This window comes from Flavobacterium sp. (assembly GCF_027484705.1).
Classification (GTDB): Bacteria; Bacteroidota; Bacteroidia; order Flavobacteriales; family Flavobacteriaceae; genus Flavobacterium.
Genome location: NZ_JAIXSL010000003.1, coordinates 28,313 through 51,249, shown reverse-complemented (window position 1 = coordinate 51,249; position 22,937 = coordinate 28,313). Strand labels below are relative to the sequence as shown.

The 22,937-nt window shown below is 41.5% G+C and carries 21 protein-coding genes; 5 read left to right on the top strand and 16 right to left on the bottom strand.

Translation table 11 applies throughout. The features are described 5' to 3' along the window. Positions 1–119: 119 nt before the first annotated feature. From Q0058_RS00590 to Q0058_RS14505, 7 genes are all read right to left on the bottom strand, one after another. Positions 120–3,923, bottom strand: coding sequence for a gliding motility-associated C-terminal domain-containing protein (locus tag Q0058_RS00590; RefSeq protein ID WP_298220622.1), 3,804 nt, complete (start codon positions 3,921–3,923; stop codon positions 120–122). A 201-nt stretch (positions 3,924–4,124) separates the two neighbouring features. After that, positions 4,125–5,183, bottom strand: coding sequence for a mannose-1-phosphate guanylyltransferase (locus Q0058_RS00585; RefSeq protein WP_298220620.1), 1,059 nt, complete (start codon positions 5,181–5,183; stop codon positions 4,125–4,127). A gap of 63 nt (positions 5,184–5,246) precedes the next feature. Beyond that, entirely contained in the window at positions 5,247–5,843 is a 597-nt protein-coding gene (locus Q0058_RS00580; protein ID WP_298220618.1) for a SprT-like domain-containing protein, read from the bottom strand. Between the two features lie 51 nt (positions 5,844–5,894). Then, complete coding sequence (locus Q0058_RS00575) at positions 5,895–6,572, bottom strand: SDR family NAD(P)-dependent oxidoreductase (protein WP_298220616.1); 678 nt, start codon at positions 6,570–6,572, stop codon at positions 5,895–5,897. Positions 6,573–6,700: 128 nt separating this feature from the next. After that, positions 6,701–7,399 carry a LipL32 family surface lipoprotein gene (locus Q0058_RS00570; protein ID WP_298220614.1) on the bottom strand — a complete coding sequence of 233 codons (699 nt, stop codon included), beginning with the start codon at positions 7,397–7,399 and terminating at the stop codon, positions 6,701–6,703. Positions 7,400–7,775: 376 nt separating this feature from the next. Then, positions 7,776–8,093, bottom strand: a complete 318-nt coding sequence (locus Q0058_RS00565) for a hypothetical protein (protein WP_298220612.1) — start codon at positions 8,091–8,093, stop codon at positions 7,776–7,778. A gap of 260 nt (positions 8,094–8,353) precedes the next feature. Continuing rightward, entirely contained in the window at positions 8,354–8,443 is a 90-nt protein-coding gene (locus Q0058_RS14505; RefSeq protein ID WP_366869538.1) for a T9SS type A sorting domain-containing protein, read from the bottom strand. Positions 8,444–8,622: 179 nt separating this feature from the next. Between Q0058_RS14505 and Q0058_RS00560 the strand changes: the two genes are divergently transcribed. Together Q0058_RS00560 and Q0058_RS00555 are read left to right on the top strand one after the other, a co-directional pair. Beyond that, positions 8,623–11,514: a sensor histidine kinase gene (locus Q0058_RS00560; RefSeq protein WP_298220610.1), complete on the top strand. Its 2,892-nt coding sequence runs from the start codon at positions 8,623–8,625 to the stop codon at positions 11,512–11,514. After that, positions 11,514–12,260, top strand: a complete 747-nt coding sequence (locus tag Q0058_RS00555) for a LytTR family DNA-binding domain-containing protein (RefSeq protein ID WP_298220608.1) — start codon at positions 11,514–11,516, stop codon at positions 12,258–12,260. Before Q0058_RS00560 ends, Q0058_RS00555 begins: the two co-directional genes overlap by 1 nt. Here the strand turns inward: Q0058_RS00555 and Q0058_RS00550 are convergent. The 9 genes from Q0058_RS00550 to Q0058_RS00510 form a co-directional block, all read right to left on the bottom strand. Next, positions 12,235–12,900, bottom strand: a complete 666-nt coding sequence (locus Q0058_RS00550) for a hypothetical protein (RefSeq protein ID WP_298220606.1) — start codon at positions 12,898–12,900, stop codon at positions 12,235–12,237. The genes Q0058_RS00555 and Q0058_RS00550 overlap by 26 nt on opposite strands. Then, complete coding sequence (locus Q0058_RS00545) at positions 12,901–13,935, bottom strand: D-alanine--D-alanine ligase (RefSeq protein ID WP_298220604.1); 1,035 nt, start codon at positions 13,933–13,935, stop codon at positions 12,901–12,903. Positions 13,936–14,068: 133 nt separating this feature from the next. Further along, positions 14,069–14,776, bottom strand: a complete 708-nt coding sequence (locus Q0058_RS00540; RefSeq protein WP_298220602.1) for an NRDE family protein — start codon at positions 14,774–14,776, stop codon at positions 14,069–14,071. Continuing rightward, the gene (locus tag Q0058_RS00535; RefSeq protein WP_298220600.1) at positions 14,764–15,252 is read right to left on the bottom strand and encodes a DinB family protein; all 489 of its coding nucleotides are present in this window, start codon (positions 15,250–15,252) and stop codon (positions 14,764–14,766) included. Before Q0058_RS00535 ends, Q0058_RS00540 begins: the two co-directional genes overlap by 13 nt. 67 nt (positions 15,253–15,319) lie before the next feature. Then, positions 15,320–15,709: a DoxX family protein gene (locus Q0058_RS00530; RefSeq protein ID WP_298220598.1), complete on the bottom strand. Its 390-nt coding sequence runs from the start codon at positions 15,707–15,709 to the stop codon at positions 15,320–15,322. A 34-nt stretch (positions 15,710–15,743) separates the two neighbouring features. After that, positions 15,744–16,205, bottom strand: coding sequence for a YHS domain-containing (seleno)protein (locus Q0058_RS00525; RefSeq protein ID WP_298220596.1), 462 nt, complete (start codon positions 16,203–16,205; stop codon positions 15,744–15,746). An 88-nt stretch (positions 16,206–16,293) separates the two neighbouring features. After that, complete coding sequence (locus tag Q0058_RS00520; RefSeq protein WP_298220594.1) at positions 16,294–16,971, bottom strand: Crp/Fnr family transcriptional regulator; 678 nt, start codon at positions 16,969–16,971, stop codon at positions 16,294–16,296. A gap of 96 nt (positions 16,972–17,067) precedes the next feature. Then, positions 17,068–18,207: an acyl-CoA dehydrogenase family protein gene (locus tag Q0058_RS00515; RefSeq protein ID WP_298220592.1), complete on the bottom strand. Its 1,140-nt coding sequence runs from the start codon at positions 18,205–18,207 to the stop codon at positions 17,068–17,070. Between the two features lie 176 nt (positions 18,208–18,383). Further along, the gene (locus Q0058_RS00510) at positions 18,384–19,310 is read right to left on the bottom strand and encodes a T9SS type A sorting domain-containing protein (RefSeq protein ID WP_298220589.1); all 927 of its coding nucleotides are present in this window, start codon (positions 19,308–19,310) and stop codon (positions 18,384–18,386) included. A gap of 192 nt (positions 19,311–19,502) precedes the next feature. Here Q0058_RS00510 and Q0058_RS00505 point away from each other — a divergent pair, with 192 nt between their 5' ends. From Q0058_RS00505 to Q0058_RS00495, 3 genes are all read left to right on the top strand, one after another. Next, a complete protein-coding gene (locus Q0058_RS00505) occupies positions 19,503–20,567 on the top strand; it encodes an anhydro-N-acetylmuramic acid kinase (protein ID WP_298220588.1) in 1,065 nt (354 codons plus the stop codon). 58 nt (positions 20,568–20,625) lie between these two features. Continuing rightward, positions 20,626–21,852 carry a Glu/Leu/Phe/Val dehydrogenase dimerization domain-containing protein gene (locus Q0058_RS00500; protein ID WP_298220586.1) on the top strand — a complete coding sequence of 409 codons (1,227 nt, stop codon included), beginning with the start codon at positions 20,626–20,628 and terminating at the stop codon, positions 21,850–21,852. An 84-nt stretch (positions 21,853–21,936) separates the two neighbouring features. Then, positions 21,937–22,830, top strand: coding sequence for an energy transducer TonB (locus tag Q0058_RS00495; RefSeq protein ID WP_298220584.1), 894 nt, complete (start codon positions 21,937–21,939; stop codon positions 22,828–22,830). Positions 22,831–22,937 lie beyond the last annotated feature (107 nt).

Genomic DNA, 22,937 nt, shown 5'->3' with positions numbered 1-22,937 from the left:
ATCCAATTATTAAAGCGAATGCGGGATTTTGATAAACCTCCAATAAAACGCTGGTTGATTATGTGTATTTTTCGAATTGATTCAAAAAGTACGAGAGGTTTATCTCAAACGAAAACATGTTATCGCGTCACATACACCCAACCCGTTTTTTCTTCACCTGAACCTAATTTGATATAGTAATAATAAGTCGCATCGGGCAATTGGCGGTTCTTATAATCCTGTCCGTGCCATTGGTTGGTATAACCGTCCTGTTTGTAAACCATGGTGCCATAGCGGTTGAAAATTTCAAACTTGATGTCTTTTCCCAGACCCGTCAAATCGAACGATTCGTTATAACCATCATCGTTCGGCGAAATGCCGAGCTGCACCTGTCCACAGAAAGTATTGGCCACCGGAATACTTTTTGACGTCGAGCATCCTTCTGTATTGGTCACGCTCACAGTATAGTCCCCTGCCGTGAGACCCGTAACATCAACGGGATTCACTGAAGCTGTAAAATTGTTCGGCCCAGTCCAGGAATAACTGACATTGCCCGCATCAAAGGAATTGTTCGTTGGAGTTACCGTTATAGTATAAATGGCTCCCGCACATTCTCCTTTAAGACTGAAATCTGGTACGGACTGGCCCGTGACGGTCACCGAATTACTCGATTCGCAGCCATTAACTATAGCTTTAACAGTGTATAACCCCGAGTCTGACAAAGTGGGATTCTCTATCGTTGGATTCTGTTCATTAGACACGAAATTATTCGGACCCGACCACTGATAACTCGCATTGAAAATCGGATTGACTTGGAATTCAAGCGGCTGGTTAAGACAGAAAAAGGAATCAGAGGTAATGACAGGTGTGTCCGGAATATCTTTCAGATCAATCGTAATGAGGGCTTCATCGGAATCATTGCAAAAACCATTGACCAAGTATTTAAACCGGTAAATACCGTATGGAATGCTCATCGGGTTCCAGTTGGCTCCGGTAAGCATGCCGCTATTGGTGATTTCCTCCCAAGATCCGGTGGTGTCATAAACTCCGGCCAAAAGTGTAAACAGATTCACGGACGTCGAATTCCCGCACAACGTCACAGTATTATCATTTCCGGCACGCGGGTTACTGGTGGTCGGAATCGCATAGGATAAGGTTTTATCAAGGCAAGACAACGTAGAAGTCGAATATATCCTCACGAAATAAGTTCCTGAATTTACACTACTATAAAATGGAGTGAAATTTAAGGTACTGGTCGTACTCAGAATCACGCTCGGCGCATTGGCATTCCACCATTGGTAATTTAAAAACGAAACGGCGGGTGCAATCAGTTTGCCATTTTGTCCGTCGCATAAATTGCTTTGTGATATAGCGGGTTCAAGCAAGGTCGCGATGTCGTAGACCCGATTCACGATATTGCCACAATGGTCTTCAATCTGGAAATTATAAAGCCCTGCGGTTAAGTTTGAAAAATAATTAGAGTTCCCATTATCAACCAAAAAAGGATTGCCGTCTCTGGTCGTAATCTTAAAGGTAAAAGGCGGAACCCCAGCCACGGTAATAAATGTATTGTAACTGCTATCGTTGCAGAGCACGCCTGTTGCATTGAGTACCCTGAGCTCTCCGGTAAATTCGAATTCCTTGATGACTTCTGTAGCACAAGTCGTCAGCGCCGAATCGCCATTGCTGTATATGGAGTTTATTTTCACGACGCGAAATTTCCCATACAAAGCGATATTGAAATTGGTCGCAAAATTATACACCTGATAAGAATTGGTCGCATTGGGTACAGCACCATTTAAAAAAGGCACTCCTGTGAAAGGGTGCTTCCACTGGCTTGTGACGGGATCCCACCGTTGCAACCAGAAACTTTGAGAATAAGGCTGATCCATGACGTGATTCAATATCAGATTAAAAGAACCGCAGTTCTCCACAATAGTGGCTGTGCTTTGAATAACGTGATAACCCGGGACGAATGTTTGAAAATCATTGGCAATACCACAAACATCAAGCGTATGGAAACTATAAGTTCCTTCGGGCAAATTGTTCATGTAGAACTTACCTTGAGGGCTAATATTAAACGAAACATCATAAGGAAGTGTATGGTTAAAGCCCGTTGGCGCATTGGTAATAATCACTTGTGAAAACCTCCGGTTTGGGGTGTCTATAAACATCGAACCGAAACCATCAGTACAGCCTTTGAGAAAACCTACCGTAGGTATTGCTGTAGAAATGATCTGTGGCACCGTTACCGATAACGGATACAGATTGCCACAAACATCGGTAATCTGAAGGACGTAATCTCCGGCAGGCAATCCGTTAATCAGCACTTTGATTTCTGCAGTAGGCAAGATATAGGATGAGGCATCAAAAGGCAAAGGATACGCAAATGCCGGTGGCGCTCCGATAATACTTACTCCGACAATCGCAAGCTCAAGGCCTATATTGGCATATTTAATACTTATGCTTCCTGTGTTTGCTTCACAACCACCTTCGTTATCAGCCGTAATCGTGTATGTAGCCAAATCTAAGGTTCTAGTAATTGTGTAAGGCTGGTTACATGCATCAATGCCTTCAAAAGTATAGGTTCCTAAAGCAAGTTGAATCGAAAATTGATGGTTTACCACCTGAGAAGTGGCGTCATAGGGCAACGGAAAAGGAAATCCCGCAGGTGCCGCAGTAATAATAACGGTATTGATCACTTTTATTTTCACCAACCCAAAAGTCGAACAGATTGGGGTCGCAGAAATATCCGGACGACACGCTGCCAATGTTCCTTCTCCCGTGTCAGGTATACCACAAGCGTCGGTTACTTCCACTTCATAATGGCCAAAAGGAAGCTGATGTTCCGGTGTTGAACTGTAGACAATAGGCACTGTTGAAAAAGGTCCAGGGTGCTGTGGATTGAACAAGGCAGGGTCAAAACCTACGGGTGCATCAATAAAATGAACCGTGATTGGCGGTACAAAATTGCAGGCATCGATATTCAATTGGCTCAATAAACCATCACCTTCAGGAGTCACGAGAAACTCGATACTGCTTTCTCTGATGAGGCTACTCCCGTTGTATAGAAACGTATTTTGACATGCATCGGTGACTTTAACGGTATAGGAATAAGTCAATCCGTTCAAAATCGGCAAATTTAAATCTACAAACGCACGCGGAGGATTAGTAGTTCCCGAAGTAACGATTTGCGTATCGATCGTTGGCGTACCTCCGTTGGGCGGAATAATGGTCGTCACGACTTCGAGTGGATAATATATCGCAGAACCCACAGCTGTTGAAATCGTAATCCTGCCGCCAGTAGAACCACAACTTACCGGAGCACACGATTGTGAGATTCCGGAAATATTCAAGTTACTGACGCCGCTAAGATTATAAGTCTGGACAATTCCGTCGCCACATACATCATTAACACGCACGACATACTGCCCTACACTCAAGTCAACAAAAGTGCTTGAAGTTTGAGGCGGCACAATGACCGGTCCTGAAATAATTTCATAGGTTGCGGGATTTCCTTGCGTCACATTGACTGTAATGGTGCCATGCACACAATCAATGGGTTGCCCGCTGACCTGGAAAACCAGAGGATTGATCACATTTGAAATCAGGATATCCTGTTGTTGTGTATTAAAGAGATTCCCTAAAGATTGCAAAGCCACGACACGATAATTGCCTGCGACCAAGCCAGTAATAGAGCTTGCGGAAGTAACGCCTATCGGGTTGGTTGTGTTGGGCAACAAATAAACGGAATACACGAAGGTAGCGCCCGGCGTAGGATTGCCGACCACAAAAGATAAGCTACCATTGCCCGAGCAACTTTCATTGGTTTTAGTGACGGTGAGCGTAAAATTGTTTAATTGCGAAAAAGCGGACTGACTCAAAAAGAAAGCTATAAAAATAAAAATTGTAGAAAATTTTTCCTGAAGCATTTTTCTTATCATAGCTAGACCGACTTAAAATTAAACACAAACATTTCCCTAAATTAATCAATAAAACAACATGATGACCGATGGACTCACAATTTCCCAAAAGCCATACTAAAAGTAATGGGTTTGGTCGAAAGAACAAACTGCCAATTAGTATTCCTCGGGTTTGACTGAGTATTCGAAAAAAAAGCGGAGATTTCTCCCCGCCTTGTCTGCTTATTTTTTCAATTGGCTCACGATGCCTTTGATTTCCTGTTCCTTACTTTTAGGGTAAATCAGCAGCGTATCTTTATTATCGACAATAATATAATCGGTGAGCCCGTCAATCACAATAAGTTTGTTGGCATCCGAGCGAATGATGTTGTCCGAAGCATTCTCGAGGAAAACCATCGCATTGACCACTGCATTATTATTTTCGTCTTTATCGAGTTTCTCGTGCAGCGAACCCCAAGTGCCAAGATCATTCCAGTCGAAAGTCGCAGGAAGCACGTATACATTTTTGGCCTTTTCCATCACGGCATAATCGATTGAGATGTTCTCAGCCAAACCATAGTTTTGGGCAATGAATTCTTTTTCAGCTTCTGTATTGTATGCTTCCCAACCTTTTAAAAACAAGGCGTTCATCTGCGGTTGAAATTTTTCAAAAGACTCCGAAATCGCTTTGACGCTCCAGATAAAAATACCGCCATTCCAGAGAAAATTGCCACTTTCTAAAAATGATTTTGCCGTTTCGTAATCCGGTTTTTCACGGAATTGGTTTACTTTTTTGATGGCGTTATTGTCGGTTTTATCAAATTCGATGTAACCAAAACCTGTGTTCGGGAAAGTCGGCTGGATTCCTAAGGTCATCAAAGCATTTTCACTGCTGCAAAAATCGAAACACTGCTGCAGATTACTGGCAAAAAGCAATTCGTCTTCAATCCAGTGATCACTAGGCGCTACGACCATCACTGCATCGGGATTTTGCTTTTTGATTTTCATCGAAGCGTATAAAATGCAGGGCGCCGTATTGCGCATGGCCGGTTCGAGTAACACTTGCTCCTGTTTTACCAAAGGCAACTGCTCTAACACGATGTGGTTGTATTTTTCGTTGGTCAGGATCAGAATGTTTTCCACCGGAATCAATTTCGACAACCGGCTGAAGGTTTTCTGAATCAAGGTTTCACCTGCGCCCAACATATCGTGAAACTGTTTCGGGAATTCGGCAGTACTGACTGGCCAGAATCTTGATCCTACACCGCCAGCCATCAATATGGCGTAATAATTTTTGTTCATTTGTATTTAAGTTGCTGAGATACTATGTCGCTGAGATTTTTTAATTCGAATCTATTCTTTTTATTAATCAAGCAATTCCACTTCCGCATTCGGATTGAAAAGGTACATTCTTCCGGAGCTCAACTCCACACATTCATACCGTTTGGTGCGCAAAGCTCCTTTTTGAAAAACCTTCCCGTTATGAATCCGGAATCGGCTTCCGTAAGGAATTTCAAAGATATAATTTTTATCATTGCGTTGGTCAAACTGTTTTAAGGCTAACGATAAAGTCGCATCGACATCGCTGCTTGCCGTCGGGTTTTTGAAATGTCTGGCGAGCAAAGGCAGCAATTGCCCCGGGAAAATCTCTGGGCGTATGAACGGAATCATCAACCTTTGAAACGTATACTTCCACTCACTGCCGTGGGGTTTGATGTTCCTACCGAACTTTTCAAATGCGACAAGGTGCGAAATCTCATGGATTAAAGTGATCAGGAATTTATACTTGTTGAGATTCGCATTGACCGTAATTTCGTGTTTACCATTCAACGCTTTACGGTAATCGCCATGACGGGTGACGCGCTCGTTGACGATTTTGAGATGCACTTCGTGGGCAACAATAAGCTCAAACACTGGTTTTACAGCGTGCTCGGGAAGGTATTTGGCTAATGTTTCGTTCATGAATGTATTCCGGTTGTCAGCTTTGATTAAAACCGCAACTTATTGACAAATTTAAGGCGTTGTGGAAGAAACCTGTAATACTTTCCCATTATAAAACTGATGTCCGGTTAAGGCAAAATTATAAATGTATGCTGCCATTTCAATAGCGGTAAGCGGCGCCTCGTAGCCCGGAAAAGCTTCCGCCAACATTTCGGTCTGTACAGAACCTAAAGCCAACACATTGAAAGCAATTCCGCGTTCTTTATATTCTTCGGCGAGCAATTCCGATAAAGTAATCACCGCGCCTTTGCTTGAGGAATAGGCCGCAAGTCCGGCAAATTTCATGCTTCCCTGAATGCCACCCATGGAACTGATTGTGACCACATGACTTCCTTTTGACATATAAGGCAATGCGATTTGCGTGAGATTAGCCACTGCAAAAACATTGACGTTGTAAATATTTTCAAAATCCTGCCGTGAAGTGTTTTCGAATGGTTTTAAGAGTAAGGCTCCGGCATTGTGAATGATGGCATCTACTTTTTCCCAAGTGGAAGAAAGAAACTTTTCAATGGGAATCATCTCATTTTCTTGCGATAAATCTACGGAAAGGCAAGTGATATTTGGATGCTCTAAGAGTTCTTTTGGCGTCTTTCTCGAAATCGCTAAAACCTGATGGCCGGCATTCCCAAATTGCAATGCTAACGCATAACCGATTCCTCTAGAAGTGCCTGTGACAATAATATTCTTCAAAGTTTTTTTTGTAAAAATAACAAAAAAAAGCATCTCGAGTGAGATGCTTTTTTCAACTTCATTAAAAACTGCAAAAACTTTGAGAATCAACAATTTTTAACGTCGTAAAACGAAATAAAAATCTAAAATTATTTTTTTACCGAAGCTGCTAATTGATCAGCGCTTGCCGCTATAGCAACTCCAGGTAATTTGATTGGCGCTCCAATTTGGGCTAAGAAACTTCCCTGAACTTCCCCGTGTTTGTAGGTGGTAAATCCAATTCTGTACAATCCCATCGTTAGAGATTTCATCGGATTAGAAGTATCGCTGGTAATACGCATTAAAGAATTGTATTTGCTTCCTGAAGGCTGAGCGGGCATTTCACCAGAATCATCGTTAGAATCAATTTTAGTCCATTTTGCAGATTTTGCTTTGGCTGCTGCATCTTCAATTTTAAGAACGCCTTCTGCTCTTTCTAAAGTAATCCAAGTATCAAAAAAGTTTTTGGTATCCGAAGCATTGGCTTTATAATCTAATGTTTGATAATCTCCATCGGCTGGTTTTACGCTATCTGGCACCGGTGAAATCATTCGAACCCCAATTTCTGGTGCCGCTAAAGGAATCCAAACATACACATAATACATTTTTTTTCCGTCTTTTACTTCATCTGGAGCAGCGCCTGGTTTGATATAGCCAAAATAACTTGACATATCCGTGTAAGGAGCTCTGATTTCTTTACCCATTAAACTCTTTTTTCCTAGATCAGCTCCAAATTTATCTAATTTCTGAGCGGTCATGGTCATTCCTAATGCAAGACATAGTAGCCCCGCGAATACATTTTTTTTCATTGTCGTTTTAGTTTTTTTGTGATTTCCTACTCGTAAGGCTTTTCGGTTACGCCATATGGTTCAAATATAAAATTTTTAAAAGAAAAACAAAAGATATAACATCAAGAAAACAAAAGATATAACACTCCCGTTTCAAAATTTTAACTTCTTCTATGTATGCCGCGCTAAAATCATAATCAAAAAATACTTCACCAACATTTTGCCTAAAACCAACAATAATCTCCGGAAATCGATTAAAGACGGAGTTCATTCCAACTTAAAACAAACAATACAATATGAAAATCCCTATTAAAAGATAAATGACGAAAAGCAAGATTTCGAGGTTGTATTCGTGCAAAAATGACTTTAGCTTTTCCATAGAATTTCATGGGAAAGATTAAAAGAATAAAAGGAACACAACAAACAACAATACGAATGAAATGACACTGATGACCTTATATTTTGGGCGTTTTTCTTTTAGGAATAAAAAGGCAGAGAACGTAAATAAACAATAACAAATCAAGGTCGTAAAACTTGGAAGTCCTTCATATAAAGGGCGCATCCATTCAGGCAACTGTACTAGCGTTTCCTTGCTCAACCCTTTTGCGGAAGCTATTTCCAGAAAATTATTGAGTGAAAACACAAACACCAGGCTCAACAGCAGCAGGCAGGCCAGAAAGAAAACAGCGATAGTAAGGCGTTGCTTTAGCTTCATCAGAATCTGAAATTAAAATACACTTACCGACATCAATATGGGCCAACTATTACTTTCAAAAACTACAATAAACCAATAATTGATGTCAGTCAGAGTGCATTTCGAGTTACGTTTTTGTTTTAATCTTTTATTTTCACCAACCAAATTAGAAAATAATGAAATGGCTGGGCCAGAAAATGAGTAAGTGTCGGCTATCGATGTATAACTGTTGCCTTTGGAGCGATAATCGATTTTACCAAGGCTTCAACCGGTTTCATTTTCTAGTCCTTAACAAACTTTTTGACGGTTGTTTTTCCATCCGAAGTAATTTTCATCAAATAAATGCCACGCGATAAATCTGCAATATTCAAATAGACCAGAAATTTACCTCGATCCAAAGTCAGCGTTTTTTTTATTATTTAATTGACAGGATTTCTTTAGTTTTTGACACTTTTTGACCGGTAAACGATTTTCATGGCCCTGTAAGTGACGCCGGTTTTGTAGTCTATATTTTATAGATTGTTTACATTTACTTGATCAAATGTTTGATGTGAAGAAACTCCTCGTACTTTTTTCTTTTCTGTATTGCCATCTTATTGTGGCACAAGATCCTTATTATATTAATTACAACACCAATGACGGCTTGCCTTCGTCAACGATCTACTCGATTCATCCCGATGAAAAAGGGTTTCTATGGTTTACCACCGATGCCGGAATAGCCAAATACGACAGCCATACTTTTACGAGTTATACCACCGACAATGGTTTGCCGGACAATGAGATTTTTCAGATGAAAAAAGACCACAAAGGCCGCACCTGGCTTCTGACGCTCAACGGAAAAACCTGTTTTCTTTACCGGAACAAACTTTACAACGAATTCAATTCGGCATTGGTAAAAAAGATTTCAGGCTCGAGCTTAATCATTGATTTCTATGAAGACAATCAAAACAACTGCTATTTCGTTTATAAAGACGGCACGATTATGATCGTCAACGAAAAAGACGAAGTCATCCAAAAAAGCAATCCCGGTTTTTCGTTATTTGGGGTTTGGGGCAACAAAAACAAGCTCTTTTATTTGTGCACTTTAGGCGTATTTGATCAGAAAAATAAAAGCCTGAATCCCGATTTTCATTGTTCGAATTACTATCGGATGTTTCACATCGGGAAAGAACAATATTTTAGCGAGCAAAACCACCTCTACCATGTTAACGACAACAATCATATCAGTACCGTACTCACACTTGCTGAAGACATTGAAATCCTACAGCTGTTTGTAGAAAACCCTTACAAAATCTGGATTTGCACACGCAAAGGTTTGTTCCTTTATGAAAACCAAACCCTAAAAAACCATTTTTTTAAAAATGAAGTCGTGTCCAATATCGCCAAAGATTTTGAAGGCAGTTATTGGATTTCCACTTTAAAAAATGGCGCTTACTACGTGCCTTCGTTTGAGGTTTTTGTCGATAATATGAACGAGGCCAATCCGTTAAAACTCAACTGCATCAGCATCAATGCCCAAAAAGAAATCTGGCTGGGCGGTGATAACAACAATTACTATTACAAATCACCCGGAAAATCTTTAGTAAAAAACACCCTTCTTACGGATCATCAAACGGATCAGATTAGGAACATCCGCTTTTTTGGTTCGAACAAGTATATCGCCGGAAAAAAAATGGTGCTCAAAATTGACGCTAAAAAGAACACCATCAATTACGGTTTTGGCTCCAATGACATTCTGATTGATGGCGATGACTTTTTTATTGGATATAACGTCACTTTTAAAATAAGCAACAAGCTGCTCAACAAGCAATATCCACCAATATTAAAGGACAAACTCCTGCTGTCAAAAAGAACAAATGTCTTTGCACAAGACACGAATCACAACGTCTGGATAGGCACCAACAACGGGTTATATTGCTATAATAAAAAAGATTCGGTGGTTGATTGGAGTTCGAAATTGGGCAACATAAAAACTACGATTTCGGATTTATATTTTGATTCCGAGTCGAAAACATTATGGGTTGCGACCGCTTCAAAAGGTGTTTTTTGCATCAAAAATAAGGAGTCGGTACAGCATATTTCTAAAAAGAACGGACTCAATAGCATCACATGCAATTCCTTAATAAAAATTGCGCCCGATTACTATCTGGTCGGAACCAATAATGGTTTGAACGCCGTTATTTTTCAGGACAACGCATACAAAATCAAAAACCTGAATACCATTCTGGGTTTAAAAAACAAACGCATCAACGACATTGCTTTTCTTGACAACATCGTTTATTTAGCCACTGATGCCGGGTTGATCAGCTTTAATATCAAGAATATCAATACCAAAAAAATCCGCCCTAAATGTTGGATATCCTATTTAAGGAACGGTTCTAAAACAATGGCGAACAAACCGCAACACCAATTCAATTACGACAACAACGATGTGAGCATCAATTTTGTCGGGATATCGTATATCAATCAGAACAACCTCACCTATTATTATAAACTCGATGGCCAAAACGATTCTTGGTCGCCCACTACAGAATCACAGATCAACTACCGATCGCTCGCCGCGGGAAAATATACTTTTAGTGTTTACTGCAACAATGGTTATGGGATTAAGAGTCCGATTGAATCCGTTTCCTTTGAAATTCTGGCGCCTTTCTGGCAGCAGCCGTGGTTTGTTTTTTTAGGTATTGTAATCCTCGGCTTGTTGATTTACTTTTTCATAAAATACCGTTTGCAACAACAACAAAAACGTTTTGAAATGGAAAAAGTAACGATTCAGATCGAGCGTGACAAAGCCCATCTTGAGCGGCAAACCATCGATCTCGAACAAAAGGCATTACGGCAACAGATGAATCCCCATTTCATCTTCAATGCGCTGAACACCATCAAAGGTTATTATTCTGAAGGCGACATGATCAATGCGAGTACTTACATTTCCAAATTCTCAAAACTGTTGCGCATGTTGCTCGAGAATGCCGACCAAACCATAGCGCTGGCCAGTGAGATTGAAATGCTGCGCCTGTATATTGAGCTGACCAAAATCCGCTATAAAAACAAATTCGAATTTGAACTTTTTGTTGATGAACGCCTGAATATCAATGATGTTGCGATACCTACCCTATTGCTGCAGCCGATTGTCGAGAATGCGATCATACACGGACTCGCGCCAAAGAACAAAAAAGGGTTGTTGAAAATTTCTTTCCTGATCAATCAAAACCAACTCGAATGTCATGTAGAGGATAACGGAATCGGCCGCGAAGCATCCGGAAAAAAGCAAAAACATAAGGAATACCAATCGAAAGCGCTTGAAATCGCTACGGAAAGAATTGCGCTTTTCAGTAAAGACATCGGACCATCGACCTTCGAAATCATCGACCTTATTTCGGGTGGCAAAGCCTCAGGAACAAAAGTTATAGTAACAATCCCATTAATAAACATCTGGTGATGAAAGTTTTAATTATAGAAGATGAAGACCAATCGATTTCCGCGCTCAAGTCGGAAATTGCCACGCATTGCAAGCCGCTAGAAATCGTCGGTATCGCGAAATCAGTCACTGAAGGCATTGAAAAAATCAAATCGCTGGAACCTGAGCTCGTATTTTTAGACATTCAGTTGTCAGACGGGCTCGGATTTGAAATCTTAAATCATTTCAAAGAGGGCATTCGTTTTCATGTGATTTTCACTACGGCTTACAGTCAATACGCCATCAAAGCCATCAAATTCAGCGCGCTCGATTATTTGCTGAAACCTATAGATTCTGAAGAATTGGTCGAAGCCGTAGATAAAGCACTCAAAAGCACTCAAAAGGATTCGGTGGCCAAAATCGAGAATTTTCTCTACAACCAACGCGAACCGCAAATCAGAAAAAAAATCGTGTTGCAGACTTCCGACGGACTTTCGATCTTTGAAATTGAGACCATCCTAAAATGCTCTTCGGAAAGCAATTACACTTGTCTTTATTTTACCAGCGGAAAGAAAATGTTGTTCTCCAAAACGCTCAAAGAATTTGAGGAATTGTTGTGCAACAGTGGGTTCGAGCGCATCCACAATTCGCATATCGTCAACTTGAATCATTTGGTAAGTTTCGTCAATAAAGATGGCGGTTATGTCGTATTGTCGGACAAAAGTACTTTACCGGTTTCGCAACGAAAGAAAGCGAATTTGATTACCGCTTTGGGGAATTTGAGCTAATTTTTGTTCGGTATTTTCGCCAAAACTGTATCCCTTGAAAAATTCCAAGCGCAGCAAAAACGCCGGGAATAATATAAAGCATCACGTTTTTACTCAAAAATTCTGTCTGCAAAGTCAGCCTTGCCAAAGACAAAATCAAAACCATCATGCCGGCGAAAGTGCCCAGCAAAGTTCCCGCGATATAAGTGAATTTAAGCCCTTTCCTAATGTCAATGTAACGGCCGTTGAGCACATACAAATTCCAACCGGTCCAGAACGGCAACTGTATAAAGTTGAAACAACTCAGCAAAACGCCCATCACATAAGGCGAATATTTGAGGTATTCTTCCAGAATCTGCTGCTGTGCTTTCGGATGCAAAGCGCCGTTGTGGAATGTAAACGCCAGGACAAACATAAAAACCACGGAAAAGGCTTCGATGTATTTGAGCAGTTTTTTGTTTCGCATCAGACGGTCGGCGAAAATCAGCGTGCCATAAATAACGATTCCTTCTATAGTCATTACACCAAACAGAAACGGGATTAGGCTTTTGATTCCGGCATATTCATACAAATGGAATCCGATCACGTTCAGATAACCCAACGGAATCGAGCCAAGAAAACTCACCAAAAAACCGACGGCTATGTTCTTGATGATTTTCATTTAAAAATTGAGGATTTTATAGCTTTGCTCCAAATGCATTCTATATTCTTTCATGCCAGCCTTGTGCGACAAATACGGCGCGCCATTTTTATGATTGGCCACACTGATTTCGAACATATAGCGAATGTGCCGAATCAATTCTTTCCAACCAAAAAACACAGAATGCTTTGGGTCGTAAATGTGTGTCGGTTCGCTAGCGGCTCCGTTTAGTTCTACAACAGAAAAGTTTTTTCCTTGTTCGAGTTCTTCAATGGAGTTGTACATTAAATCAAGCCTGCCGAAATAAAACCCCGGAATCTGCAGACACATCTCGTTGATGACTTCGGTAAGTTGGGGTGAAATCCAGTGGCTGTAATCGAGGAATTTGGCGCCGCGGATATGGTTGCCGTATGGCACGAGATTTTTGTTTTCGCCTTTCGGAAGCACTGTTTGCAAAGCGTTTCCGTATTCTTTCTGAAGCGCCTGAAGTTGCATTTCGTGACGCGGATCTTTTTTGATTAAAGTTTCGATGGTCGATTGCCCGTCGCCGGTGACGATTAGAAATTCCTTGCCGACGATGCCTGTAATCTTGCCTGTTTTTTCATGCGGATAACGCACATAGAACACGCCGATTTCGTTCGCAAACGGAATCAGATCCTGCACGAGATAATCGAAATTGGCTTTTTCGTGGTAGGCTTTGAGTTCGTTTTCATTGTCGATTTTCTTGACAGCGGAACCACGCAGACCGATATCGGGTTTAGCGATGATGGGAAATTGCAATCCGAGTTGGTTTACTTTTTCGAGTACTTGCTCGAATGCTGTGTTTTCTGGAATAAGACCGGTTTTTGGATAATAGCGTTGCGGAATCAGGTTGTAGATTGCTTGCTTGGATTCCATGATGAAGCCGCCGTTTTTGATGCTTGGGTTCGCCGCGTTGAAAAAGAAAATCGTCCGGGCTTTGAGCGCATAATACGCCCATAAAAAGTAAATCGGAATGTAGACGATGTGCATCGGCCAGTATTCCCAGTGGAGCAGTTTATGGAGAAACAGTTTCAAATTGTTGTCGGTTGTCAATGGTGCGTTACGAGTTGCGTGAAGGATTGCAGCTTTGTCTGAGCTCTTTTCGCGCCGGCGTTCGGCGTGAAAAAGCGAGTGCGGAAAGCCTGACCCTTGTGGGCACGCCCAAAAATCACATTTGGATAAAGGTATTATAAAAATCTCTTTGTTCGATAAGGTCGTGGTGGTGCAGGCGCACTTTATTTTGTTCGAGCACGGCTTGCGTGATGCTGAGTGTCTGCAGTCTGTTGCTGCGATTGATGATCAGGCCGTGTTCAGAATCGTCATTTTCGGTATAGCGATGGAATTGAAACATCTCGTTTTCAGTGACTTCAGGCTTGGTGTCGAGAAAAGTGGCGAACCATTTGGCACGTTGCTCACGGATGGGTTTGGAATATAAAGGCGACGAAGACCAGATATAATTTCGGCTAACCTCAAGATGTTGTTTTTCCTTTTCGGCGCCATTCCAGCGCAACTGATAAAGTTTTTGATCTTGGTATAAGACGAGCGTGAAAGGTTCTACATTATCGAGATCGATGGTTTCCCAAGTCTCGATGGCGGAATTCGAACCCAATAAATCAAGTGCGATCAGACCACGGCTTCTGCGGTACGGCGGATTCCAGTGGTGTTTTTCTGCGGCGCCGTTGAGCAGTACGAGTACATTCGCGTTTTCATCGACGGCAAACCAGGTGCCTCCGGCTTTCGGATCTTTTGGGAAACAGAGGTTTTTGTTATTGACGGCGTAATTCTGAGGAGCAAGTGCCGGTCGGATGACTTGCTCGTCGCGGTTGGAAGTGATGATGATCTTACCGCCGGAATTGACGAAACTTACTGTGCACATTGTTTGCGGTATTCGATGGTGGAACGCGCGACGCCGAAATGGTCATCGACTTCAACGGTTCCCAATTGTAATAAGGCTACTTTAATCAGTGCTTGATGGTGGATGCAATGCTCGAGATTGTAGGCGAGTTCGCGGTAATAATTGGTCGTAAGGCTGATCATCTCGCCTTCGATGGTTTGTTGCAATTCGAGGTTTTTGTTGGGTTTGTCTAATTGTTGCAACACTTCTGCTATGGCGTTTTGTGCTGAAGCGGTATCGGTTTGTATGGTGTAATCGCGTTTTCTTAAATCGTAATTGACAATGTCTGAACCGTATTGGTTTTGAAGGCATTGGAACATTTCGATGATGTGCCGCGTGTGTTCACCAATCGTAGCGCCACTGAGGCCGAAACACGAACTCGTATAATCTTCACGCGAAAGTCTCGAGAGCAAATCAGAAAGTTCGCCAAGCGTTTTGTGTATGGAAGGGAATAACATAATAAATGGTGTTTGACCTGATATACGGATTCGTCTGGGATTCAGTTTTCAGGCATGAATTTAGGAATTAAATTTTAAAACGCAGTAAGTCAGGGATTTTATTTTTGTTTTGAAATACTAAAACAGCGCAACATACAAAAGTAATTACGGCAAGAATGAATAAGGTGCCGCCATCATTTTTGACTTCAATGCCCAAAATAAAAAGATGCGATGCGATGGCGCCGAACATCGTTCCCAATCCTAAAAGCGCTCCAAGTAACGTGGTTCGCGGAATCAGTATCAATATCGAGGCGATCAATTCGACAATGCCTGAACCAATTCTACCGAAAGGTTCCGCGCCCAAAGTGCTGAAAATATAGACGCTTTCTTCGGCTCCTGTGAATTTGAAATATAAAGTTTGTACTAAAATTATAACTGCCGTGAGTTTGATGAGCAAGGTAACTATGGGATGTTTCATTTTTCTGAATGTTAGAGGGTGATACTTGTACGGATTAATTGCTGATTTTCTTCCAGTTTGCGTCGGCTTTCTTTTTGAGATTGCCTTCGTCTTTGTTCCAGCTTTTCAAGGTGTTGTTGAAATAAGCGTTGTAGAACAAATAGAGTTTGCCATCGAGGATTTTGAAGGTTTCGGGATTGATTTCCACTTTTTCTGCATTGCTTCCCATCGCATAAGCGCACCAGCCGCCATATTGTGGTTCGTAAGCTGACGGATTTTTGAGAAACGTTTCTTTGTTGGCGGTCGTTGAGAATTGGTAGATTACACCTTCATAAGAAGCGGCGATTTCTTTTTTCCCTTTAACCGCTTTTGATTGCTTGAAATAAGCTACGGGATCATAACCTTGAATGGCTACTTTTTTTTCAAGATTGAAATGTTCGAGTCGTTTGGACGCACTTTGTGCAAAAGTCGTTGCCGATACTAATGCGACGAACAGGATTAAGATTTGTTTTTTCATTTTTTTACTTTTTTAAACTTTGATGAGACAAAAGTAAAGCGGAATAAAAAATCGAAATGTCGGCTGTTTTACAAAAGCGGTAAAAAAGTTAAAATTTGGTGATATCGGGAATCAAAATTTCTTTTCTTGCATAATGCAGCAAACCCGAAGTTTCAAGTTCGCTGAGCATTTGCGTGGCCGTTTGGCGCGAAGTACAGATGATTTGCGCGATGTCGTTTTGGGTCAGATAATTTTCAATCGTGACTTGGTTGCCGGTTCTTTTTCCTTCTTTTTCGGACCAGTCTTTGAGGAATTGAAACAATCTGGTTTTGGCATCTTTAGACATCAGGTTCGAATAGCTGTTTTTGATGCGCTTCATTTTGAGCCCGACAAACTTGGTATAAGACAATGCTAAAGTCGGATTGCGCAACAACAAATCCTCAAAGTCCGACATCAAAAAGCTACAAATTGCGACTTCATCGGTTAAGGCTTTCGCGTATTCGTTGGAATTCTTGTCATTCTCTAAAGTCAGTTCGCCGAATAAATCGCCTTTCTGAATGATGTCTTTGATGGTTTCGTTGCCGTCTTCATCGAGCGCAACAATTTTGATGTTGCCTTTTTTGAGTAGAAAAATCCGCGGCACATCGGACGAGGAAAAGTATATGACCTCACCTTTTTTGGCTTTCTTAAAACCTGTGATGATGCAAAGCTGCTTGATTTGCGACATGCTTAATGTCCAAAACAACTTATGATCGCGCAAGTACCAGTATTTTAATTCTTCCGACATGGCGTAATTCTTTGTGTAAATATATTTAATTATCGCATACAAAAAAGCCTTTCTTACGGTGGGCAAGAAAGGCTTACTGTTTATAACTGGAATCGATTACGAAACCAAACCTCTGGAAATCACAATTCTCTGGATTTCAGAAGTACCTTCATAAATTTGAGTGATTTTGGAATCGCGCATCATACGTTCTACGTGGTATTCGGCTACGTAACCGTTTCCACCGTGAATTTGTACGGCTTCATTGGCGACTTCCAAAGCAATTTCAGAAGCGTATAATTTGGCCATCGCACCGGAATGGGAAATGTCTTTGCCTTCATCTTTTTCGCAGGCGGATTTCATAATCAATAATCTCGCAGCCGTGATTTTCACATACATATCAGCCAATTTAAAAGCGATTGCTTGGTGGTTGAAAATTTCCTTTCCGAAAGCTTTGCGTTCGTGTGAATATTTTAAGGCCAATTCGTATGCTCCAGTGGCAATTCCTAAAGCTTGCGATGCAATTCCGATGCGGCCACCGTTTAACACATTCATTGCGAAATTGAATCCGAAACCATCGGCGCCAATTCTATTTTCTTTAGGGACTTTCACATCTGTGAACATAAGAGAATGCGTATCAGAACCGCGGATTCCCATTTTCTTTTCTTTAGGGCCAACCTCAAATCCTGGCCAGCCTTTTTCTACGATGAATGCGTTGATGCCTTTATGTTTTTTCTCTACGTCGGTTTGCGCAATCACTAAATAAGTCGATGCCGTCGCACCGTTGGTAATCCAGTTTTTGGTACCGTTTAATAGGTAATGATCGCCTTTATCAATCGCGGTCGTTTTTTGTGAAGTGGCGTCCGATCCTGCTTCAGGTTCCGACAAACAAAACGCACCAATGACTTCGCCTTTGGCCAGTGGCACTAGGTATTTCATTTTTTGCTCTTCGTTGCAATATTTTTCCAAACCGGCGCAAACCAACGAATTGTTCACTGACATAATCACCGCTGCAGAAGCATCCACTTTTGCGATTTCGGTCATCGCCAAAACATAGGAAATACTGTCCAAACCGGAACCTCCGTATTTGGGGTCGACCATCATACCCATAAAGCCTAAGTCGGCCATCATCTTGACCTGTTCGGTCGGGAATTTGGAATGTTCGTCTCTTTCTATCACGCCCGGCAATAATTCTGCTTGAGCAAAATCGCGCGCGGCTTGTTGAATCATTAAGTGTTCTTCGGTAAGATTAAAATCCATGTTTTAAGTAATAAAGTGGTCGTTTTTCTAATGGTTTCCAAATGTATAATATAAAAGTTAAAATTTCAAACGTTTTCGTGTTTTTAGATTTTGTCTAAGTTGCTTGTGTTATCGAACTTTGCGTAAAACAAAAAGCACCTGCGGAACAGATGCTTTTATATTGATATTAAAACGAATTACCGCTTTATCATTCGTATGGATTGGCTTCTATCACCTTGCGACACTTTCAGGTTGTAAAATCCGGAAGCGTAATTTTGTCCGATTTGAAAGTCATTAATTTCATTAGGAGCTATATCAAAATGCTCGATTTGCTTTCCAAGCATGTCGTATACTTTTACGATCGTAGTTTCGCTTGAAACTGTATTCATATTCAGTTTGAAAACATCCTGAAACGGGTTCGGATAAGCCGTTACGATTTCAGAAACTGATTCGTTTGAAACGGTCGCCAGCTGGCTACTGTTCAATACATAACCCCGCAACGGGTCTCCTTGCGTGTAGCCAACACTCACATAATGAGGACTGGTGGTTGTGGTTGCATTAAGTATTGGACTTACTGAGCCATACGGAGCAAAACCTACAATAGTATTCGATGAACCCGGATTAGGATTGCTGTTGGTCGGTGACAACCATAAATCCGCATCGCTATTGCTTGCCCAAGGCGTCGTATTCGTAAATCTAAACGTGCCTATTCGGTACGTTCCCGGAAGAAGATCTACTTGTGAGCTGGCTTTTGTAACTTGAACAATCCTTAAATGTCCATAAGGATATCTTGTGGTGGTGGTGATCGTATTTAAACCGCCATTAACAGTAAGTTCCGGCGCAATGGTTCCGGGCACCAACGCCCATGATCCACAATTAATCGTTGTGCACGGAGTTCCACCGTTTAATATTGCCGGATTAAAATTGATTCCTGTAGAACATGATGCCAATCGTACTCCGGTTGTCCCTTCAATAGTCAATGTAACATCTACTTCGAAAGTATGGGAAGTGGTTGTCATATTGGCCAGAGAAACCGTAAAATGTTGCGCGAATCCCAAAAAAGGAAACACTAAAAAACCAAGTAATAGTATTTTTTTTCTGATGAAATAAGTAATGTTCTTCATATTGATTTTTTTAATTCATTCTATACAGACAAACAAACATACTCATTAACACGTTAAAATCATTCGTTTGAATTAGAATTCGGCAGGTTTGAGTTAGAATTTGAATGATTTCACAATCAGCAGTTTAAATGTAACACAAAACAAACTTACAAATTAAAATAATCCTTTCGGTGGTTTTTGTATTTTTAAACCATGATAAAAGAACACTATACTATCATTGGCGTGATGAGCGGCACTTCGCTTGACGGTGTCGATTTGGCACACTTGCAGTTTCACATTCAGAATCAAAAATGGGCTTTCAAAATCCTCGAATGCGAAACCGTTGCGTATGATGAGAATTGGTTGCAGCAACTCAAAACAGCAGTCAACTACAACCAAAACCAACTGCAAGAACTCAATCAAAACTACACTAGATTATTAGGAAGCATCATTGCCGATTTTATTGAAAAACAAAAACTTACCAATATTGATGCGGTTTGTTCTCACGGCCACACGATTTTGCACCAACCGCAAAACGGAGTCACTTTGCAGATAGGCAACCTTCCGGAAATTGCCCAATACACCAAACAAACTGTAGTCTGTGATTTTAGGGTTCAGGACGTAAAACTTGGTGGGCAAGGCGCTCCGCTCGTACCGATTGGCGACAGGATTTTGTTCGCGGAATATGAGTATTGCCTCAATCTGGGTGGCTTTTCGAATGTTTCGTTTGAACATGATGGAACGCGCATCGCTTTCGACATTTCACCTGTCAATACGGTGTTGAACTTTTATGCGAACCAACTCGGATTTGATTATGACGACAAAGGTATGAAGTCACAATCGGGAACATTGCATTTGAATTTATTCGATGCCTTAAACCAACTCGATTTCTACCAAAAACCGTTTCCGAAATCGCTGGGTTTTGAATATGTAAAAGAAACCGTTTTGCCCTTGATTGAATCGTATTCCATCAATATTGAAGACAAAATGCACACGTTTACAGAACACGTCGCTTTTCAGATTGCACGAGCACTGCCTTTAAAAAACGGTAAACTTTTAGTAACCGGCGGCGGCGCCTACAATGATTTTTTAATCTCAAGAATGCAACACCACTTGCCGGAAATGGAGCTTATTATTCCGGACTCTAAAATTTTAGAATTTAAAGAAGCTTTGATTTTTGGATTGCTGGGCGTTTTGAAACTGCGCCATGAAACCAATGTTTTGAGTAGCGTCACCGGAGCGAAACACGATCACAGTTCGGGGGAAATTTATCGCTAAACTATGCTTTATTATCTACTTTAAAAAATTACATTTGCAGCACAAAAAGCAACATTTAATGAAAGAATTACTCAAGAAATTCGAAGATAAAACCCCTGAAATTATATTCAACTGGAAAGATTCCGAAACCGAAGCTGAAGGCTGGACCGTCATCAATTCCTTACGCGGTGGTGCGGCTGGCGGTGGAACCAGAATGCGAAAAGGATTAGACGTCAACGAAGTATTGTCGCTCGCCAAAACCATGGAAGTCAAATTCTCTGTTTCCGGTCCTGCGATTGGTGGCGCCAAATCAGGTATCAATTTCGATCCGAATGATCCGCGCAAAAAAGGCGTGTTGCAGCGTTGGTATAAAGCTGTTTCTCCTTTGCTTAAAAGCTATTACGGCACCGGCGGCGACCTCAATGTTGATGAAATCCATGAAGTCATTCCGATGACCGAAGAATGTGGCGTCTGGCATCCGCAGGAAGGCGTGTTCAACGGGCATTTCAAACCTACCGAAGCCGATAAAATCAACCGCATCGGGCAATTGCGCCAGGGCGTGGTGAAAGTCATCGAGAACCCGAAATTCTCTCCTGATGTGGCCAGAAAATATACTGTTGCCGATATGATTACCGGTTATGGCGTTGCCGAAGCGGTGCGTCATTACTATGATATTTACGGTGGCAACGCAAAAGGCAAAAAAGCGATTGTACAGGGTTTTGGGAATGTTGGTTCGGCCGCAGCGTTTTATCTCGCAGAAATGGGCGTCAAAGTCATTGGGATTATCGACCGTGATGGCGGTGTCATCAATGAAAACGGATTCACTTTCGAGCAAATCAGAACCTTATTTTTAAATAAAGACGGCAACAAATTAGTCGCTTTCAATATGATTCCGTTTGAGGAAATCAATGCCAAAATCTGGTCGTTGGGCGCTGAGATTTTCACGCCATGCGCCGCGTCAAGATTGGTAAACCAGCAGCAAATTGACGATATGATTGCTTCAGGTTTGGAAGTCATTTCGTGTGGCGCGAATGTTCCGTTTGCCGATAAGGAAATCTTCTTCGGTTCGATTATGGAGCAGATGGATCAGAAAATCAGCTTGATTCCGGATTTCATTTCGAATTGTGGTATGGCGCGTGTCTTCGCCTATTTCATGGAAAAGAAAGTGCAGATGACCGATGAGGCGATTTTTGCCGATACATCAAACATCATTAAGAACGCCATCCAAAAAGCGCACGAACTCAATGCGTCGAAAACCAATATCAGCGCGACCGCTTTTGAAATTGCGCTGAAACAACTGGTATAAGCATTTGAACTGTTTGTAGAAAACAATTTTTAGTATATTTATTCGTTTTTAAAGATATTGGATTCAACAAAAAAACACAGCATTATGGACATATCGCTTAATAAAGACCAACAAAAATCCGTCGGACTGACCATTTTAACTCTGGCCTTACTCCTACTCATCTTGTTTTTTGTCCGTTTTTGGCCTCCAGCGAATCTTAATTTATTAGGTGGCGGTGGCGGTGGTGGCATCGAGATGAATTTTGGCGACAGCGATTACGGCCTAGGCGAGAATTACAAAAGCGAAGTGCTCAACGTAAAAGACGAAGCCAAACAAGCGCCTACAGCTACAGCGTCCAAAGAAGACAATATCATTACTGCCGACGATGCGGAAGAAGATGTGATTGCGATGCCTAAAAATGAAAAAGTAAAAAAACCTACGCCGGTCGTTGAAAAAGTGGTTACCAAACCAGTCGTCGTCGAAAAACCTAAAGTGTCCAAAAACACGAATGATGCGCTTGCCAATTTATTGAACTCTAACAAAGGCGGCGATGGCAACGACAAAACCGGCGGCAACAAAGGAAGACCAGACGGCAGTTTATCCTCAAGCGGTTATAGCGGAAGCGGTTCGGGCTCAGGCTCTGGCACAGGTTCCGGTTCTGGAAACGGAAGCGGTTCTGGTAGCGGAAACGGCTCAGGAAGTGGCAGTGGCTCCGGAAACGGCAAAGGTCCGGGTTATTTCTTAGGCAGTAGAAAAGCCTTAAGCAAACCTGTGCCGAATTATACTTGTAACGAAGAAGGGAAAGTAGCGGTTCAGATTACTGTCGATAAATCAGGTAATGTCATGGCCGCCAAACCTGGCGTAAGAGGCACGACCAATGCTGCAAAATGTCTTTTGGAAGAAGCCAAAAATGCTGCGATGCGCACGCGTTGGGAAGCTGATAACAATGCTCCTGAAACTCAAGTCGGATTGATTATTTACAGCTTCAGTTTGAATTAAAAAACAAAGCTGGTTTTCAAGATTAATATCTAGCACAAAAAAATTAGCCCTGAATTCACAACTATTAATTAGTGAGTTCAGGGCTAAAATATTTTTAAGAATCTTAT

Excerpts from the sequence above, each read along its gene's own strand:
- Q0058_RS00590 (WP_298220622.1), bottom strand. The coding sequence starts at position 3,923 with ATGATAAGAAAAATGCTTCAGGAAAAATTTTCTACAATTTTTATTTTT.
- Q0058_RS00585 (WP_298220620.1), bottom strand. The coding sequence starts at position 5,183 with ATGAACAAAAATTATTACGCCATATTGATGGCTGGCGGTGTAGGATCA.
- Q0058_RS00580 (WP_298220618.1), bottom strand. The coding sequence starts at position 5,843 with ATGAACGAAACATTAGCCAAATACCTTCCCGAGCACGCTGTAAAACCA.
- Q0058_RS00570 (WP_298220614.1), bottom strand. The coding sequence starts at position 7,399 with ATGAAAAAAAATGTATTCGCGGGGCTACTATGTCTTGCATTAGGAATG.
- Q0058_RS00565 (WP_298220612.1), bottom strand. The coding sequence starts at position 8,093 with ATGAAGCTAAAGCAACGCCTTACTATCGCTGTTTTCTTTCTGGCCTGC.
- Q0058_RS00555 (WP_298220608.1), top strand. The coding sequence starts at position 11,514 with ATGAAAGTTTTAATTATAGAAGATGAAGACCAATCGATTTCCGCGCTC.
- Q0058_RS00550 (WP_298220606.1), bottom strand. The coding sequence starts at position 12,900 with ATGAAAATCATCAAGAACATAGCCGTCGGTTTTTTGGTGAGTTTTCTT.
- Q0058_RS00540 (WP_298220602.1), bottom strand. The coding sequence starts at position 14,776 with ATGTGCACAGTAAGTTTCGTCAATTCCGGCGGTAAGATCATCATCACT.
- Q0058_RS00535 (WP_298220600.1), bottom strand. The coding sequence starts at position 15,252 with ATGTTATTCCCTTCCATACACAAAACGCTTGGCGAACTTTCTGATTTG.
- Q0058_RS00530 (WP_298220598.1), bottom strand. The coding sequence starts at position 15,709 with ATGAAACATCCCATAGTTACCTTGCTCATCAAACTCACGGCAGTTATA.
- Q0058_RS00525 (WP_298220596.1), bottom strand. The coding sequence starts at position 16,205 with ATGAAAAAACAAATCTTAATCCTGTTCGTCGCATTAGTATCGGCAACG.
- Q0058_RS00520 (WP_298220594.1), bottom strand. The coding sequence starts at position 16,971 with ATGTCGGAAGAATTAAAATACTGGTACTTGCGCGATCATAAGTTGTTT.
- Q0058_RS00515 (WP_298220592.1), bottom strand. The coding sequence starts at position 18,207 with ATGGATTTTAATCTTACCGAAGAACACTTAATGATTCAACAAGCCGCG.
- Q0058_RS00510 (WP_298220589.1), bottom strand. The coding sequence starts at position 19,310 with ATGAAGAACATTACTTATTTCATCAGAAAAAAAATACTATTACTTGGT.
- Q0058_RS00505 (WP_298220588.1), top strand. The coding sequence starts at position 19,503 with ATGATAAAAGAACACTATACTATCATTGGCGTGATGAGCGGCACTTCG.
- Q0058_RS00500 (WP_298220586.1), top strand. The coding sequence starts at position 20,626 with ATGAAAGAATTACTCAAGAAATTCGAAGATAAAACCCCTGAAATTATA.
- Q0058_RS00495 (WP_298220584.1), top strand. The coding sequence starts at position 21,937 with ATGGACATATCGCTTAATAAAGACCAACAAAAATCCGTCGGACTGACC.